Source organism: Paenibacillus litoralis (assembly GCF_046244365.1).
Taxonomy (GTDB): domain Bacteria; phylum Bacillota; class Bacilli; order Paenibacillales; family NBRC-103111; genus Paenibacillus_V.
This window is the reverse complement of record NZ_CP176395.1, coordinates 141701-158699: the sequence shown is the minus strand read 5'-3', so window position 1 is coordinate 158699 and position 16999 is coordinate 141701. Positions and strand designations below refer to the sequence as shown.

Here is a 16999-nt window from a genome sequence, read left to right as displayed (position 1 = left end):
CATCCTTTCGGTCTTCCCACATTCGAATCTTATGTTAGGCGCCGGTTATTCCTGCGCTTTCAACTCCATAATCGCGTCACGAAGCTCGGCGGCGCGCTCGAACTGCAAACTTTTGGCCGCTTCCTTCATCTCCACCTGCAGACGCTCGATCAGCGAGGTCCTGTCTTTCTTCGACATCTTGCCCTGCTTGATATCGGTCAAGTAATCGGCCTTCTGTTCGGCTACCTTGGTCGCTTCGATGACGTCGCGCACCTTCTTCTTAATCGTCATCGGCGTAATGCCAAGCTGCTCGTTGTGAGCTTCCTGGATCGCACGACGCCGGCGCGTTTCGGTAATCGCCTTGTCCATCGAGTCGGTTATTTTGTCGGCGTACATAATGACGCGCCCGTCCGCATTCCGCGCCGCGCGGCCGATCGTCTGGATCAGCGAGCGCTCCGCCCGCAAGAAGCCTTCCTTATCCGCATCCAAAATCGCCACGAGCGATACCTCCGGCAAGTCGAGCCCTTCCCGGAGAAGGTTGATCCCGACAAGCACATGAAAGGTGCCCAACCGCAAATCGCGTAATATTTGCAGCCGTTCAAGCGTCTTTATGTCGGAGTGAAGATAACGCACTTTGATGCCGACTTCCTTCAAATAATCGGTTAAATCCTCGGCCATCTTCTTGGTCAGCGTGGTAACCAGAACCCTTTCGTCCTTCGCGATACGATCGTTGATCTCGCTGAGCATATCGTCGATTTGCCCCTTCGACGGACGCACCTCGATAATCGGATCGAGCAAACCGGTCGGACGAATAATTTGCTCCACCATGCTCGGGCAGTGTTCGAGCTCATAGGGCCCCGGCGTTGCAGATACGTAAATCGCTTGGGTCATCTTCTCTTCGAATTCCTCGAATCGCAGAGGACGGTTGTCTAGCGCCGACGGCAGGCGGAAACCATGTTCGACGAGCATTTCCTTGCGTGCCCGGTCGCCCTTATACATGGCTCGGACTTGAGGAAGCGACACATGCGACTCGTCGACGACGAACAGCATATCGTCAGGGAAAAAATCAAGCAGCGTATACGGCGTTGCTCCGCGTTCGCGGAACGTTAACGGTCCCGAATAGTTCTCGATGCCCGAACAGAAGCCCATCTCCAGCATCATTTCGATGTCGTAACGGGTGCGCTGCTCCAGCCGCTGCGCCTCGAGAAGCTTATTCGCCTCGCGAAGTTCGGCAAGACGTTCTTCAAGCTCCCGCTCAATATTGACGATCGCCCGTTTCATCGTATCCTCTCGCGTTACGAAGTGAGAAGCCGGAAATATCGCCACATGTTCGCGCTCCCCGATGATTTCGCCCGTCAGCACGTTGATTTCAGTGATGCGTTCGATCTCGTCTCCGAACAGCTCGACGCGAATGGCATGCTCGTTCCCCGATGCGGGGAATATTTCGACTACGTCGCCCCTCACGCGGAAGGTGCCCCTTGTGAAGCTGATGTCATTCCGCTGGTATTGGATATCGACGAGACGGTGCAAAAGCTCATTTCGCGACCGCTCCATGCCGACGCGCAGCGACAGAACGAGCTCGCCGTACTCTTTAGGAGAACCGAGGCCGTAAATGCATGAAACGCTCGCCACGATGATGACGTCACGGCGCTCGAAAAGCGAGCTTGTCGCCGAGTGGCGCAGCTTGTCGATCTCATCATTGATGCTGGAATCTTTCTCGATGTAGGTGTCGGTGGATGGGATGTAAGCTTCCGGCTGGAAGTAATCGTAGTAACTGACGAAGTATTCGACGGCATTGTTCGGAAAAAATTCTTTGAATTCGCTGTGCAGTTGAGCGGCCAGCGTTTTGTTGTGCGCCATGACCAGAGTCGGCCGGTTCAATTGTGCGATGACATTTGCGATCGTGTACGTTTTCCCTGTGCCGGTCGCTCCGAGCAGCGTTTGGTGTATGCTGCCTTTCTGCACCCCGTCGACAAGATCCTGAATCGCCTTCGGCTGATCGCCCTGCGGTGCAAATTCGGATACCAGCTCAAACTTTTTGCTGCTTAGCACAATATCGCTCATGCATCCCCCACCCGTTTATTAGTAAAGTTATTATTATAGTAAACCGTAATAGAAACGCCTAAACGTTGTTTCAGAAATCAACTTAGGGTGTGGCGGACGATTCCGCCGAATCCTCGCTGAGGAAGGCTTATGCATCGAACAAGGCTGCAGAACAAGAGCGCCGATTCGATCCTCGGGCCTTTATCCGGTATGACCATCATTGTTCGCTTCCAAGCCTTCCCACATACGCCGCGGGCCATATATTTATGCGCTTTTGCCCTACAGGGAGGCTGCCGCCCCTCGAGTGCAAACAATCGTTCGCACGGAAACACTCTAAACTTTCCCAGCGCACGTTCCGATATAAAGTTATATGAAAACGGCGGCAGGAGCGCGACTGGAAAATGCGTTGCCGCAAGCCGCTATCTATCGAATCGGCAAGAGGCTGCCAAGCCGTATCAAATCCCAGTAAATAACATCATATAGGAATGTTTGTTCCCGTTTCATTATACCGCTTTTCCTTCATTCTTGCAAACGGAGACAACTTCCTTTCTTCTCCAGAGGCGATTATTTCTAAGATAAATCAGAGGTGACGACGTGGATATTACAACATTATTAGGTATCATTTTAGGGCTTGCCGCGCTGATCGGCGGGTATATGTGGGACGGCGGCCATCTGAGCGCCCTGTTCATCCCCAGCGCAATGCTTATCGTATTCGGCGGAACCTTCGGCGCAATAGCCGTTTCCTTCCCGATGTCTCGACTGAAGGAGCTTCCCAAGGCGTTCTCCATGGCATTCAAGGAATCGAAGCGTAACCCGAACGCCATCATCGACGAAATCGTCGACATGGCTACGATTGCCAGACGCGAAGGCGTTCTTGCCCTGGAACAACGGGCGCAGGAGCACCCGAACGCTTTTCTGAAGGAAGGGCTGATGATGGTCGTCGACGGAACTGATCCGGAGCTGACCCGTCAAATTCTGGAGTTGGAAATGGATGCGCTCGAACACCATCATGAAGGCTATGCCAAAGTATTCGAAGCGGCCGGCGCTTTTGCACCGACCATGGGGATTATCGGTACCGTAATGGGCCTCATCCACGTTCTCGGCAACTTAGCCGATCCGGACGCGCTGGGTCCTGCGATCGCGGTCGCGTTTACGGCCACGTTATACGGCGTCAGCAGCGCCAACGTCCTTTATTTGCCGATCTCGAACAAAATCAAAATCCGCAGCAAAGAACAAATATCCGAAATGGAACTGATGCTGGAAGGCATTTTGGCGCTGCAAGCAGGCGAGAACCCGCAGCTGATCAAGAAAAAGCTTACCTCCTTCCTCCATCAGGACAAGACGAGGAATAAAGCTCCGGAAGCAGGTGGAGACAATGGCGAGGAGAAATAAGGGCAAGCACCAGGAACACGAAAACCATGAACGCTGGCTGATCACCTATGCCGATTTGATTACGCTTCTGCTTATCTTTTTCGTCATTATGTATGCCATGAGCAAAGTGGATAAATCGAAATTCGATATTCTAGCCCAGACGCTCCATTATCAATTCAAAAAATCCGATACCATGGTGCCGAGCGGTTCCGGCTTTATCGGAAGCACCGACATCGGCCGGGGTACCGACGGCGAGGAACCTCGGAAGAGCGATACGACGGAGGAAACCGAAGCGCAGAAGAAAATGCGCGAGGAACGCGAGAAGAAGGAAAAGGAACTCCAGGACTTGCTGCAAAAAATCAATCAGTACGTCACCGAAAACCAGCTGCAGAACCAAGTTTTCGTTGCAGATACGCAGCGGGGCGTCGCCGTAACGCTGAATGATTTGTTTCTGTTCGATCTGGGTAAAGCGGACTTGAAGCAAGGCGCCTTTCCGGTCCTCGACAAGCTGTCGAGCCTGTTCCAGACGCTGAAGGCCAAGATCAGCATTGAGGGACATACCGACAACCTGCCGCTGGCCACCGGCTCCGCGTTCAAGGATAATCTAGGCTTGTCCTTCGAACGGTCGGCATCCGTTTCCCGGTATTTTACGGACAAGTCCAAGCTGCCTGCCGACATGTTCATCTCCGCCGCTTACGCGGATACGAAACCGGTGGCTCCTAACGATACCGCCGAGAACCGGCAAAAAAACCGCCGCGTCGAAATTATCGTGCTGCGCGAAAATCCATAACAGCAAGCCCCATGACCGCCGGAAGGCAATCATGGGGCTTTATTTACGGGTACGCGCTACAACGTCTCGGACTGATCGTTTTTACGAAGCCCTTTCCAGCGTGAAAGAAAGAATGCGGCGACCGTCAGCTCCCGCTGCTTCTCACTGACGAAATACCTGGCGTCGGCATCCGGGCACAGAATGAGCCCGAGCTGGTGATGATCTCCGGCGTACAGAGCGCGGCTGACAAACTTGTTCTGCCCCGCTCCGTTGACCACCTCAAGCCGGCAGAACGCCGAACTCAAGCGCATCGCTTGATGCAGCTGCTCCTTCGTCTGCACCTTCTCGCCGTTTACCTTATAAATCGTTTCGCCCGGTTCAAGCCCCATCGCCGCAGCAGGACTATCCGGGAGGACGGCCAAAATTTTCAGTCCGTTCCGTTCGTGCACGAACAGCGGCCTGCGGTTGGATTCCTCCCGTCTGCTCACCCATAGCAGCGCTTCATGCAGCACGATACCGAGTAACGCGGCGACCGGCACAAGCAGAGGCACATATTGGCTCGCTATCGCAAGCGCTAAGAGGATGACGCCGTACACGTACAGCCGGCCGCTCGTTCGCTCCGTTTTATGATGAGGCAGGAACGCGACGGTACGTTCCGTAAAACCGATTAACGCAGGCATCGCCATAATTGTCCAGCCCGCTGCAGCCGCATCGCCGTAAAAGAATGGCGTCCACGGCAGCGTCAGCCCCTCCGGCGAAGGAATGAGCAGGAAGAGCGGTACCGGCCAAAAGCCGTGCAGATGGTAGCCGCCGATCAGCCTGCCCCGCTTGCCCTCGAAGAAGAGCGGGCTGGACAACCGTTGTCCTTGCCAACGCACGAGCAGACCTTCCATCAGATGCAAGACGGCCACGAGCGCAAGCAGGGAAGGCATGTCCGCTTCGACGATTGCCGTTGTCAGCCATCCCGCGCCCTCTATGCCGCCCAGCGAGGGAATCATATCGTACAACGTCTGAAGCAAGCCGAGCGCTCCAACCGCATACGCCAAACAAACAAGACGCGCGCGCACGAGCATAAACAGAGCGGTTAGGCCCCAAAGCAGCAGTACCGTCTCCGGCTGCAGCCTCGCTCCGATTACGGCCATAACGAGGGAAGCGGCCAGACCGGCCAGCCATCCCGACAGCACGGCGCGCAGCGTCTCTCCGGCCATGGAATGAAGCCGCACGTGAAACAATTTCCGCTCTAGCGCCATCTGCCTGCGGTATTGAAGCAATATCAGCAGCAGGCCGACATAGTACAGAGGGTTCAAGAGCAGCTGAAGCAGCGCCTCGCCCAGCCGCCAAAGCCAATCCAAGCTTATATCCATTCGTCCTGCTCCTCACCTATCCGGATTTGACCACAAGGATTGCCGTTCTTCCCCATTCGAGCAGATTCGTTCCGCTACAAACGATCGAGCCGTCTTCGTTACCGGGAAATGGAACAGCCAGCCGACGATATACGTTCCTTTGTTTACAAACAAAAAAGAAGAAGGCCTCGACTTCGATAGCCCTCTTCTTGTAATTCGACGCGTTTAGCGCGATCTCCTGCCGGGAAAACCGGCTTTCCAGCGTTATCCTTACTTTTTGTTCCAAACGCCGCGGATATAAATCCCTTGCTATTTGCCGGCCAGCTTATCCTGCATGTATTTCACGGCTGCGCTCAGCTGCAGGTCATGTTTGCCTTCCTTGATGAAGTTCAGCGTTTCCCGTTCCAGTCTGTCCATCGTCTTCTCATCCACTTCGCCGTTTACGGCAAGGCCGTATTTCTGCTGGAACGATTTGACCGCCCGTACCGTCTTGTCGCTAAAGTAGCCGTCCGTCCGATCCGCCGGAAAGTCGAGCGCCGCCAGCATCGTCTGAAGCGTCTTGATATCTTCCCCGGTCATATCGAATTTCAATGTCGCCTTTCTCGTAAAAGGCACCACTTTGTACACGGCAGGCTGCTCGACCTTCATATCCGGCTCGACGCCCTTCTTGTTGATCCAGTTGCCGTTCGGCGTCAGCCATTTGTAGACGGTCATCTTGATATTGCTGCCGTCGCCCATCTCTTGAGAGAACGTCACCTGCACGGTTCCCTTCCCGTACGAAGTTTCGCCGATAATTTTGCTGCCCGGGACCGCTTCTTTGAACACACCGGCCAAAATCTCCGAAGCGCTGGCGCTGCCGTTATTAATAAGGACGGCTACCGGATACTTCTTCGGCGGATTCGGGTTCTCGGACAACTTCGTATCCTTCTGGCCGATTTTATTTTCCACTTGAATAAGCGGCTTGCCTTTCTCGACAAAAGGCTGAACGATATCGAGCACGACGTCGAGCAAACCGCCCGGATCGTTCCGTACATCGATCAAAAGCCCCTTCATCCCTTGGTTTTCCAGCTTGGCAAGCTCTTCTTTAAACCGTGTGCCCGTATTGACCGAGAACTGCCGGATTTCGATTTTGCCGATGCCGCCGTTCATCATTTCCGCATAAACGGTTTCCACGGATATCGCGTCACGCACGACGATGACCTCGATCGGCTCCGTCGCTCCGCCTCGCACAATGCCGAGCTTCGCTTGGGTACCCTTCTGTCCGCGGATTTTCATAACCGCCTGATTAAGGGTAAGTCCGTCCAGCTTCTCGCCGTTGACGGTCACGATAACGTCTCCCGTCCGCAAGCCCGCTTTCTCGGCCGGCGATCCCTTGATCGGCGACATGATCGTCACCCTGTTGTCTTCCATCGACACCTCGGCGCCGACTCCCTCGAAGGAAGAGGATATCGATTCGTCGAATTGCTTCGCTTCCTTCTGATCCATATACGTCGTATACGGATCGTCCAGCACGGCCAGCATCCCGTTGATCGCGCCGTTCACCACTTTCTCGTGCTCGACCTCGGATACGTAATTTTTCTGAATCAGCTCAAACGTCTTGGAAAGCTTCTTCACATCGGCATCCGTCAAGTTGGCGGCCGCTTTCGTCCCGGATGAGCCTGACGACTTCCCTGCATTCCCCTGGCTTTCCTGAGAGAACACTGGCGATTGCACGATCGTCAGCGTCAAAATACAGCTTGCGAACATCGAAAGCAAAATAAATGCGAGTACCGTTCGTCCTTTAAACGTCAAAACGCTTCCACCACCTTTACCGGCTTGCCCACGCAATAGTATATGACAAGCCCGTATGGTTTATTATTGTCGAAATGCCGAATTATTTCAAATAAGGCATCGGGTCGGTCGCTTCCTGATTCATCCGGACCTCGAAATGAAGGTGGTTGCCGGTCGAATCCCCCGTTGAGCCGACTTCGGCAATTTTCTGCCCGCGCTTGACGTGATCGCCTTCTTTTACGAAAATGCCGTCTTCCCGGATATGCCCGTACCACGTCCACATGCCGTTTCCGTGATTGAGCACGACCGTGTTGCCGTATCCCGACGTCCAGCCCGCAATGAGCACGTCGCCTTCTTCGGCGGCAATAATCGACGTCCCTCTAGGAGAGGCGATATCGATGCCTTTGTGGAGCTTGCGGATCTTTTTGATCGGGTCGATCCGGTAGCCGAAGTTGTCTGAAATGGTGCCGCCGCCGCCCTGAATCGGCCAGCCCAGCTTGCCTCCGGTATATTTGGGAGCCGAAGTCGCCGGTTTTTTGTTAAGCTTCTCTTGCTCCTTGCGCTTCTCGTCGTTGATTTTCTGCTGGCGGGCGGCAAGCTCGATGACCGCCTTTTCCTGCTCCTCGCTAATATCCTCGGCAGCCTGCTCCTGCTTCGCCAGAGAAGCGATCATGACCTGCTTCTGCTTCTCCTGCGTCAGCAGCTTCTGCTTGACCGCTTCTTCCTCCGCTTCAAGCGCAGTCACTTGGGCCAGCTGGACCTTCTGCTGCTCTTCTTTCGCGGCGATGATTTTCCGGTCGGCTTTGTTCGCATCGAGAATCGTTTTATCTTGACCCACAACGTTCTGCAAAGCATAGAAGCGGTCCAAGAAGTCCGCAAAGCTTGTAGCGCTAAACACGACGTCCAAATAGGACACCGATCCGTTCATGTACATGAGACGAACGCGCGATTTGAGCATTTTATCCCGCTCCGCCACCCGCTCATCCGCTTGCTGAAGCTCTACCGCCGTCTTGTCGAGATCCTCTATGGCCGTCATCTTCTGCATCTTGATTTCATTCAGCTTCGCGCCATGATCCTCGATCTCCTTGCGAACCTGGTCGAGGTTTTTGGTTTCCTGCGCCTTCTGCGTCTTGAGACTTTCGGCGGCGCGCTCCGCCTCTTGAATTTTCTTTTTGGCCTCGGCCGTTTTCTTCTCGATCGCCTTCAGCTCGTTCGACAGGTCCTGCAGCCTGTCCGCATGACCGATTACCGGCGCCAGCGCCGCACCGAGCAGGGTAACCCCAACAAGCAGCGACAGTACACGTTTATTCAAAATTGGAACCTCCTAAGGATTAGCTTTCGTAGCGCGTTCCCTTCAAGAAACGCTTTGGATATTCTTACGAAGCGCGTTTTCCGTAGAAAACGCTTTAGGACGTGCCCCCATTGTCTATCTCTTCTCTCTATACCTTCAAATATTTGCGAACCGATATCGTGCTGCCCCAGACGCCGATCACGACGCCGATGCCGAGCAGCAGGCCGCTGATCGGGTAACTGATCTCTTCGAACGGCTTAAGCTGCATCATGAAAGAGCTCATCTCAAACTGTCCGTTGTGCAGCAGCTCCCAATATCCGTAAGCCAGAATGCCTGCCGGAATAATCGAGCCGATCAGGCCGAGCAACACCCCTTCGATGAAAAACGGCCAGCGAATAAAGCTGTTCGTTGCCCCGACGAGCTTCATGATGCGGATTTCACGGTTGCGCGCCATAATCGTCAGCTTAATCGTATTGGAAATGAGGAACATCGCCGTTAGAGCCAAGCATCCGACAAGCACGAGTCCGACGTTGCGAATCGCCGACGTCACCTTGAACATCGTTTCGACCGTTCCCTGACCGTAGCTCACTTTGACGATCGGCTTCGGCGATTTGCCGTTGTTCAGCTCCGATATGGCCGCGGCCACCTGAGCTACGGTACGAGGCTGGTCAACCTCCACGGTGAACGAATCGTTGAGCGGGTTGTTGTCTCCGTCGAGCCCTTCCAGATAAGCCTTACCGGTTTCACCCATCCGTTCGCGCATCAGCTTAAGCCCTTCCGCCTTGGATACGAACGTCACCTTGCTTACTTCCGTCATCCCGCCGATGCTGCTGTTGAGCGCAGTTATCGTTTCCTGGGGTATGTTAACATCGAGGAAAACCCGGATTTCAACCTGCTTTTCGATCTGCTGCGCCAAGTAGTTGACGTTGATGGCCAATAACAGGAACACGCCGAGAATAAACAGGGATATCGAAATAGCGCTGATCGACGCGAACGACATCCAGCCGTTGCGGATTACATTTTTGCCGCCTTCGCGAAAGTGACGGCCTAGCGTGTTAATCTTCATAGCCGTACTCTCCTTTGGCCTCGTCGCGAACGATTTGCCCTTTCTCGATGGCCAGAACCCGCTTGCGAATCGTGTTGACGATTTCTTTGTTGTGCGTTGCCATGACGATCGTCGTCCCCCGGTAGTTGATCTCCTCGAGCAGCTTCATAATGCCCCAGGACGTTTCCGGGTCAAGGTTGCCTGTCGGCTCGTCCGCGATAATGACGGCCGGATTATTGACGATCGCCCTTGCGATCGCCACCCGCTGCTGTTCGCCGCCCGACAGCTGAGTTGGCAGCGATTCCGCTTTGCCGGACAGCTTGACCAGCTCGAGCACTTCCAAGGTCCGTTTGCGGATCAGCTTTTTCGGGGATTCGATGACTTCCATGGCGAATGCGATATTTTCAAAAACGGTCAGCTTGGGCAGCAGCCGAAAGTCCTGAAAAATAACGCCGATATTCCGGCGCACGTAGGGGATCTTCCGCTGCTTCAGCTTGCCGAGGTTAAATCCATTGACGAAAATTTGGCCTTTGGTAGGCCGTTCCTCCCGGTAAATCATCTTCATGAACGTGGATTTGCCAGCGCCCGACGGTCCGACCACGTAAAGAAACTCATTGCGGTCGACTTTCAGATTCATTCCGCGGATCGCATGCGTTCCATCGGCATACGTCTTCCATACATCCTGCATTTCTATCATTCAATCACATCCCAATTTATTGACACACCGCCCGCAGCGGTTATGCGTCTATTTTTGTGCATTCAGAAAAGGAATACGGTGTCGATCATAAGGTGTCTTGTCAGGCTTCGGCTTCAAAGCCCGCTTCCGTGGCTGAATTCGGGAAAACGTTAGAAATGCTGCCGGACGTTTATCCTACGTTTCGATCTCCGTCGGCTTTCGTCCCGAAAGTTCGACAACCCGAAACAGGAATGGTTTGAAATGTAAGAGAGTATGTCCCCCGCTGATTGTTCCGTTTCCCGGTAAACGTCCGGCTTCAAAGAAGCGGAATGGCGTTTATCCTTGGTCGTACCTAATACACTTCGACACGTATGCCCAAATTCCTCCGACAGTCCGACAAATTGCCACAAATTCGAAACATTTTCCGCTTTGCGAAGGAACTTTCAAATTACGCGGCAGACGAGCATGAATCGGCCTTCCTCCGTCATACATTTGTAGTACAGGCTGACGATCAGGGAAGGGGATGGCGACGTTGAAACGATTGCTTATCGGAGGTATCGTGCTGGGTGTGCTGACGGCAGCCGGCGGCACTGCGTCCTTGGCGGTCTATGCCACCCGCCAGACGGTCCCATCCGGCGTTACCGTGTCGGGCTGGCAAGCGGAAGGCTTGTCGCTCGCGCGTTTTCGCACCGTGCTGGATGACGCGGTCCAGCTTCTCGCCCGGCAGCAAGTCCGCTTTTCGGCCGATCCGGCCGGAGGGCCGACCGCGTCGCTGACGCTGGAGGAGCTGGGGATGCGCAGCAATGCCGCCGACATTGCCGCCGAGCTGGAGGCCGTGCGGACGGGCTCGCTTATACAGCGCGCACAAATGCGCAGAAAGCTTGCGGGCCGTGAATGGGGGCTGCAAATTACGTTCGATAAAGACAGGCTGCAGCAAACGATAGACAAGACGTGGGCTTCGCTGCAGAAGACCGAACCGGTTAACTGGCAGCGTACCGTCACGCCGGACGACCAGGTGCGCATCGATCCGGGCAAAAACGCCTACCGCATCGACACGGAAGCGCTGCTTAAGCAGCTGAACGAACGTTTTCCGCCAAAGCAATGGTCGCTCGGGATGCTGCAGGCCCCGATCCCGCTCGCGCTTCCGCTTGCGGTCGTAGAGCCGGCGATAACCGAAAAAACGCTGAAGGCGCAAGGCATTACGCGTAAAATCGCGGAGTTTTCCACCGCGTTTCCCGCAAGTGGAGAGGGGCGCATCCATAACGTTTCCTCGGCAGCCCGTACGGTTCACGACATGGTGCTGCCGCCAGACGGCATTTTCGACTACAGCAAGGTGATTCAAGAGACGGAGAAGAAGTTCGGCTTTCAGGAAGCCCCCGTCATTCTGAACGGTAAGCTTGTGCCGGGGGTCGGCGGCGGCATTTGCCAGGTATCGTCGACGCTGTACAACGCGGTGCTGCTGGGCGGGCTCCAAATCGTCGAGCGGCGCAACCATTCGCTGCCTGTCAGCTACGTCACGCCGGGCCTCGATGCAACCTATGCGGATGGGTATATCAACTTCAAATTCCGCAACAATACGGGCCATCATCTGCTTATTCGCACTTCCGTCGAGAACGGAAAGCTCACCGTCAAGCTGTTCGGCCAAACGCCGAGCGACATCACGTACGAGGTTGCCACCAAAACGATCCGCGAGCTGCCCGCTCCGAACAAATACGTGCAAAATCCTTCGCTGCGCAAAGGCAAGCAGGTGATGCTGCAGCAAGGGAAGCCCGGCGTGATCGTGGAAACGTACCGGATCAAAAAGCAAAACGGGAGCGTCGTCTCCACGGATCTCGTGTCCCGTGACGCCTATTCGCCGCAGCCTGCCCTGATTGCAGTGAACGGCGACGCGGCGAGCATGCCGGATGATGCCTCCCCGACCCCTTCCGTCATCGAAGACGGCGTACGCGGACCGAATTTCCGGTAACCGCCGCAGCATCCCCTTGCGCAGACCCGTTCAAAAAAATGATGCCGCCCGGTCTCCCTGCAGGGACATCGGGCGGCATCGCCATTCGCTTCTATAGGACAAGCTCCCGTCCTTAAAGCAATCAGCCTTTGCAACAAACGCTATCCCGGCCAAATCCAAAAAACAGTCACATGACCGCAGTTACTTGGTCACTATGACTGTTTTCATGTATGGTTATAGCAACAAGGATAAAAGAAGGGAATTCCACATGAACAAAGACGATTTCTTGCGAGGACTCGAGCTGAGGCTAAGAGGGCTGCCGGAAGACGAGCAGCGCCGCATTCAATATGTCTACGAGGAGCTGTTCCGTCAAGCCGAAGCGAACGGCAAGAGCGAACAAGAGATTATCGCTTGGCTCAGCCAGCCCAACCGCGGCCCGGAATGGATGGGCGTTCAAGCGCCTCCTTCCTATGAGAGCTATCCGACACCGCCGCAGGACAATACGGCCAAAGCCATGCTCGTTAGCATTGCGCTCGGTTTTTTCAATTTGATATTCGTGCTGGCACCGTTTCTGGCGATTTGCGGCGTGCTGTTCGCTTTCTCGCTCACGTCGGTTCTCCTGATCGCCAGTCCGCTATTCATGCTGCTCGGAACCGGCCTCGATCAATCGAACACGATTCTGCTCGTCGAGCTGTTCGGCTCCCTGGTGCTGGTAGGACTCGGCTTGCTTTTCGGCACGGCTATGATGGCTATCGTACCGCGCTTTTTCCGCCTCACCCGTACCTATATTCGGGCCAACAAACGGCTCATTAAGGGAGAATAGAACGATGCGCTTTCCACTTAAATTATTCGCCTTCATCGGTCTCGCCTTCCTGATCATCGGAATAGGAGGCCTCGCCTACCTCTTCGAGAAAACGGACGGATTCGTCGAAGAAAGAAGCGAATTCAAGCATGAGCAAACGATCGGCGCGAACGGCATCCAGCATCTGTCGGTCGAAGCCGATTATGCGGATATCATCATCCTTCCGGGCAAAGACAGCGACATTCACGTTTCGTTTCACGGCAGCGCTTTGAAGTCTATGCAGAACAACGTCAACTTTACGGCCAAAAAAGAGCCGGGGGATACGGCGGTCATCCAGGCGCTCACCCATAAAAAATTCAATACGGGAATCGACATTCCCCAGCTGTTCGATCTGATAAACGGCGAACTGCGCTCCAAGCTTGAAATTACGGTGCCGGAAACCTTGTACCGTACGATTCAGGTCAAAAGCAATGTCGGAAGCGTCCGCATCGAATCGCTGCAGGCACAAACCGTCAAAATCACTACGGATGTAGGCGCGGTTTCCGTCAACGGCCTCAAAAGCGAATCCTTAAAAGTTTCGACCGAAACGGGAGCGATGAACATCAAGGACGTATCCGGCGCGGTTGCGCTGGAAGGCGGGATCGGGGCCATCAATTTATGGCTGAAAGAGCTTAACGGAAATGTCTCGATCAAAAGCGACGTCGGGGCGATCGGCGTCAAGCTCCCGGCCCCATCCGCTATGCGGCTGGATCTGAAGAGCGACATCGGCAGCTCGACGGTTGATCTTCCGAATATGACGTTTACGAGTAACGAGGATCACGATATCCAAGGATCGATCGGCAGCAACGGTCCCCTGCTCAAAATCCGTTCGGATATCGGAGGCATCGCGGTAGGCGTACGGTAATCGAAGCGCTTCTGCGAAACGGAGGCGGGTACAACCCCTGACCCGCCTTTCAATAACACAAAACCCCCTTACCAATGCCTTCAAGCACGGGGAAGGGGGTTTTAATATTGCTGCTATGCGTTATCTGCTTTTCTCCACGTACGTCTGCACCCAGCCGTTCGTTTCCGCCAGCTGCTGCTGCGCGCGCTCGATGGCGCCCGACACTTGATTCGACGCCGTGCCGCCGTATACGTTGCGCGCGTTGACGACGTTCTCCGGCTGCAGTACTTCATAAATGTTCGCGTCGAACAGCTTGGAGAATTGGTGGAACTCCTCGATTTTCAGATCGAGCAAATACTTCTTGTTCTGAATGCAGTACAGAACGATTTTCCCGATGACTTCATGCGCCTGACGGAACGGCAATCCTTTGTTTACCAAATAGTCGGCGATGTCGGTCGCGTTCGAGAAGTCCTGGTTGACCGCTTGGCGCATCCGCTCGCGGTTGACCTTCATCGTAGCGATCATCGGCGCGAACAATTGCAGGGCGCCCTGCAGCGTTTTGACCGTATCGAACATGCCTTCTTTGTCTTCCTGCATATCTTTGTTGTATGCCAGCGGCAATGCTTTCAACACCGTCAGGAGGCCGAAAAGGTTGCCGTAAACACGGCCTGTTTTACCACGAACGAGCTCGGCTACGTCCGGGTTCTTCTTCTGCGGCATGATGCTGCTGCCCGTACAGAACGCGTCGTCCAGCTCGACGAAAGCAAATTCCGTGCTCGACCAGAGCACAAGCTCTTCGCACAGACGCGACAAGTGCGTCATGACCAGCGCCGCATTCGCCAGGAACTCGACGATAAAGTCGCGGTCGCTTACCGCATCAAGGCTGTTTTCGTATACGCGGTCGAATTTAAGCTGCTCCGCCACGAAATGACGGTCGATCGCGAACGTCGTACCGGCCAGCGCCCCGGCGCCGAGCGGCAACGCGTTGATGCGCTTGTAGCTGTCCTGCATGCGCTCGATGTCGCGCTGGAACATGGACACGTATGCCATCATATGATGCGCGAACAGAATCGGCTGCGCCCGTTGAAGATGCGTGTAGCCCGGCACGATCGTGTCGAGGTTGGCGAGCGCCTGCCCGATCAGCGCTTCGTTCAGCTTATTGAGCAGGCCGACGAACTCGACAACCCGTTTGCGCAGGAACAAATGCATGTCCGTCGCAACTTGGTCGTTCCGGCTGCGACCCGTATGGAGCTTGCCGCCGACCGGTCCGATTTCGTCGATCAGCGTTTTCTCGATGTTCATATGAATATCTTCGTCGCGGACTGTGAATTCGATTTCCCCGCGGCGGATCATGCCTTGTACCTTCAAGAGACCGTCTTTAATTTTCTCAACATCGTCGGCCGGCAAAATGCCGCATTTCCCCAGCATCGTGACATGCGCAAGGCTGCCTTGAATATCTTCCTCGGCAAGCTCTTTGTCGAACATGATAGAAGCGGTATACTCCTCTACCAGCTGGTCCGTTTGTTTCGTGAAACGCCCACCCCAAAGTTTGGACACGTATATGACTCCCCTTCCTTAACGCGAGTAAAGCGAGCCGCTTGACGCGACCCGCCGCCACCCGACGACTCTTTCACCGCCTCGCGAAGAGTACGGCGCTTTCCTCTTATCCCGTGACTGTCGATTCCTTTTCGAAACGAATGGAATGCTCCGTCAGCAGCAGCCGGACGAATTCGACAGTTACTTTCCTTAGCTGAGAGCAACTGCCGCTTGCCTCCAACATGCAATGGCAGACTGCGGCAATCGCTTCTTATTTTTTCGCGTTCTGTTCGACGCCGGAGCTTACTTTCAGACGCAGCGCGTTCAGGCGGATGAAGCCTGTCGCATCGTTCTGGTTGTACGCTTTTGTCGGGTCGGCTTCCATCGTCGCGATGTCCGGATTGTACAGGCTGACCGGGCTTTTCACGCCGGCTCCGATTACGTTGCCTTTATACAGCTTCACGCGAACCGTACCGGTCACGTTCTTCTGGCTCTCGTCCACGAGCGCCTGCAGAGCCAAACGCTCCGGCGCAAACCAGAAACCGTTGTAAACGAGCGAGCTGTATTTCGAGATGAGCGAATCACGCAAGTGCATGACGTCGCGGTCCATCGTCAGCGACTCCATTTTGCGGTGAGCCGTGAAAAGGATCGTGCCGCCCGGCGTCTCGTATACACCGCGGCTCTTCATGCCGACGAAGCGGTTCTCGACCATGTCTACGCGGCCGATGCCGTGCTTGCCGCCGAGGTCGTTCAGCTTCTCCATCACTTCCAGCGGGGAGAGTTGCTCGCCGTTAATCGCTACGCACTCGCCTTTGTCGAATGCGAGCTCGACATATTCCGCTTGATCCGGTGCGCGCTCCGGCGATACGCTGAGCACGTACATGTCTTCGTTCGACTCCGCGCTCGGATCGAACCACGGATCCTCGAGCATACCGCTCTCGAAGCTGATGTGCAGCAGGTTGCGGTCCGTCGAATAAGGCTTCGCAGCGCTGGCTTGTACCGGGATGCCATGCTTCTCGGCATAGGCGATCATTTCGGCGCGTCCCGGGAATTGCTCGCGGAACTCGTCCAGACGCCAAGGCGCGATAACGCCAAGCTCCGGCGCCAAAGCTGCAGCGGTCAGCTCGAAACGAACTTGGTCGTTTCCTTTGCCGGTAGCGCCGTGGGCGATCGCCGTTGCGCCTTCCGCGCGGGCGATTTCGACCATGCGCTTCGCGATCAGCGGACGCGCGATGGACGTGCCGAGCAGGTACTGTCCTTCATACAAAGCGCCCGATTGGAACATCGGGTAGATGAAATCGCGGGCAAATTCTTCGCGAAGGTCATCGATGTATACTTTCGAAGCGCCGGTTTGCAGCGCCTTCGCTTCAAGGCCGTCCAGCTCGTCCTTTTGTCCGATATCCGCCGTGAAGGCGATAATTTCCGCGTCGTACGTTTCTTTCAGCCATTTCAGAATGACCGATGTATCCAGCCCGCCGGAATAGGCGAGTACGATTTTTTCCTTTGCCATGTGCTGTGACACTCTCCTTATTATCATTGACAGGCG

At 55.0% G+C, this 16999-nt stretch carries 13 protein-coding genes; 5 read left to right on the top strand and 8 right to left on the bottom strand.

Features of this window, described 5'->3' with window-relative positions; genetic code table 11:
* Positions 1 to 45 precede the first annotated feature (45 nt).
* Entirely contained in the window at positions 46 to 2043 is a 1998-nt protein-coding gene (uvrB, locus tag ACKGJP_RS00690) for an excinuclease ABC subunit UvrB (protein ID WP_409343803.1), read from the bottom strand.
* Between the two features lie 573 nt (positions 2044 to 2616).
* Between uvrB and ACKGJP_RS00685 the strand changes: the two genes are divergently transcribed.
* The gene (locus tag ACKGJP_RS00685; RefSeq protein ID WP_409343802.1) at positions 2617 to 3414 is read left to right on the top strand and encodes a flagellar motor protein; all 798 of its coding nucleotides are present in this window, start codon (positions 2617 to 2619) and stop codon (positions 3412 to 3414) included.
* A complete protein-coding gene (locus ACKGJP_RS00680; RefSeq protein WP_409343801.1) occupies positions 3398 to 4183 on the top strand; it encodes a flagellar motor protein MotB in 786 nt (261 codons plus the stop codon). Before ACKGJP_RS00685 ends, ACKGJP_RS00680 begins: the two co-directional genes overlap by 17 nt.
* Positions 4184 to 4239: 56 nt before the next feature.
* Here ACKGJP_RS00680 and ACKGJP_RS00675 read toward each other — a convergent pair whose 3' ends face one another.
* The 5 genes from ACKGJP_RS00675 to ftsE form a co-directional block, all read right to left on the bottom strand.
* The gene (locus tag ACKGJP_RS00675; RefSeq protein ID WP_409343800.1) at positions 4240 to 5526 is read right to left on the bottom strand and encodes a PDZ domain-containing protein; all 1287 of its coding nucleotides are present in this window, start codon (positions 5524 to 5526) and stop codon (positions 4240 to 4242) included.
* Between the two features lie 288 nt (positions 5527 to 5814).
* On the bottom strand, positions 5815 to 7296 hold the full coding sequence (locus ACKGJP_RS00670; protein WP_409343799.1) for a S41 family peptidase: 1482 nt from the start codon (positions 7294 to 7296) through the stop codon (positions 5815 to 5817).
* An 82-nt stretch (positions 7297 to 7378) separates the two neighbouring features.
* Positions 7379 to 8587 (bottom strand): murein hydrolase activator EnvC family protein, encoded by a 1209-nt coding sequence (locus ACKGJP_RS00665; protein ID WP_409343798.1) that lies wholly within the window; start codon positions 8585 to 8587, stop codon positions 7379 to 7381.
* A 127-nt stretch (positions 8588 to 8714) separates the two neighbouring features.
* Positions 8715 to 9632 (bottom strand): permease-like cell division protein FtsX, encoded by a 918-nt coding sequence (gene ftsX, locus ACKGJP_RS00660; protein ID WP_409343797.1) that lies wholly within the window; start codon positions 9630 to 9632, stop codon positions 8715 to 8717.
* Positions 9622 to 10308, bottom strand: a complete 687-nt coding sequence (gene ftsE, locus ACKGJP_RS00655; protein ID WP_409343796.1) for a cell division ATP-binding protein FtsE — start codon at positions 10306 to 10308, stop codon at positions 9622 to 9624. The genes ftsX and ftsE overlap by 11 nt, the downstream gene beginning before the upstream one ends.
* 511 nt (positions 10309 to 10819) lie before the next feature.
* Between ftsE and ACKGJP_RS00650 the strand changes: the two genes are divergently transcribed.
* From ACKGJP_RS00650 to ACKGJP_RS00640, 3 genes are all read left to right on the top strand, one after another.
* Entirely contained in the window at positions 10820 to 12253 is a 1434-nt protein-coding gene (locus tag ACKGJP_RS00650; RefSeq protein WP_409343795.1) for a VanW family protein, read from the top strand.
* A gap of 247 nt (positions 12254 to 12500) precedes the next feature.
* Positions 12501 to 13055, top strand: coding sequence for an HAAS signaling domain-containing protein (locus tag ACKGJP_RS00645; RefSeq protein ID WP_409343794.1), 555 nt, complete (start codon positions 12501 to 12503; stop codon positions 13053 to 13055).
* A 4-nt stretch (positions 13056 to 13059) separates the two neighbouring features.
* Positions 13060 to 13938: a DUF4097 family beta strand repeat-containing protein gene (locus ACKGJP_RS00640; protein ID WP_409343793.1), complete on the top strand. Its 879-nt coding sequence runs from the start codon at positions 13060 to 13062 to the stop codon at positions 13936 to 13938.
* Positions 13939 to 14058: 120 nt separating this feature from the next.
* On the opposite strand, the gene argH is transcribed toward ACKGJP_RS00640, so the two are convergent.
* Positions 14059 to 15474, bottom strand: a complete 1416-nt coding sequence (argH, locus tag ACKGJP_RS00635; protein ID WP_409343792.1) for an argininosuccinate lyase — start codon at positions 15472 to 15474, stop codon at positions 14059 to 14061.
* A 250-nt stretch (positions 15475 to 15724) separates the two neighbouring features.
* Positions 15725 to 16963, bottom strand: coding sequence for an argininosuccinate synthase (locus ACKGJP_RS00630; protein WP_409343791.1), 1239 nt, complete (start codon positions 16961 to 16963; stop codon positions 15725 to 15727).
* Positions 16964 to 16999: the final 36 nt, after the last annotated feature.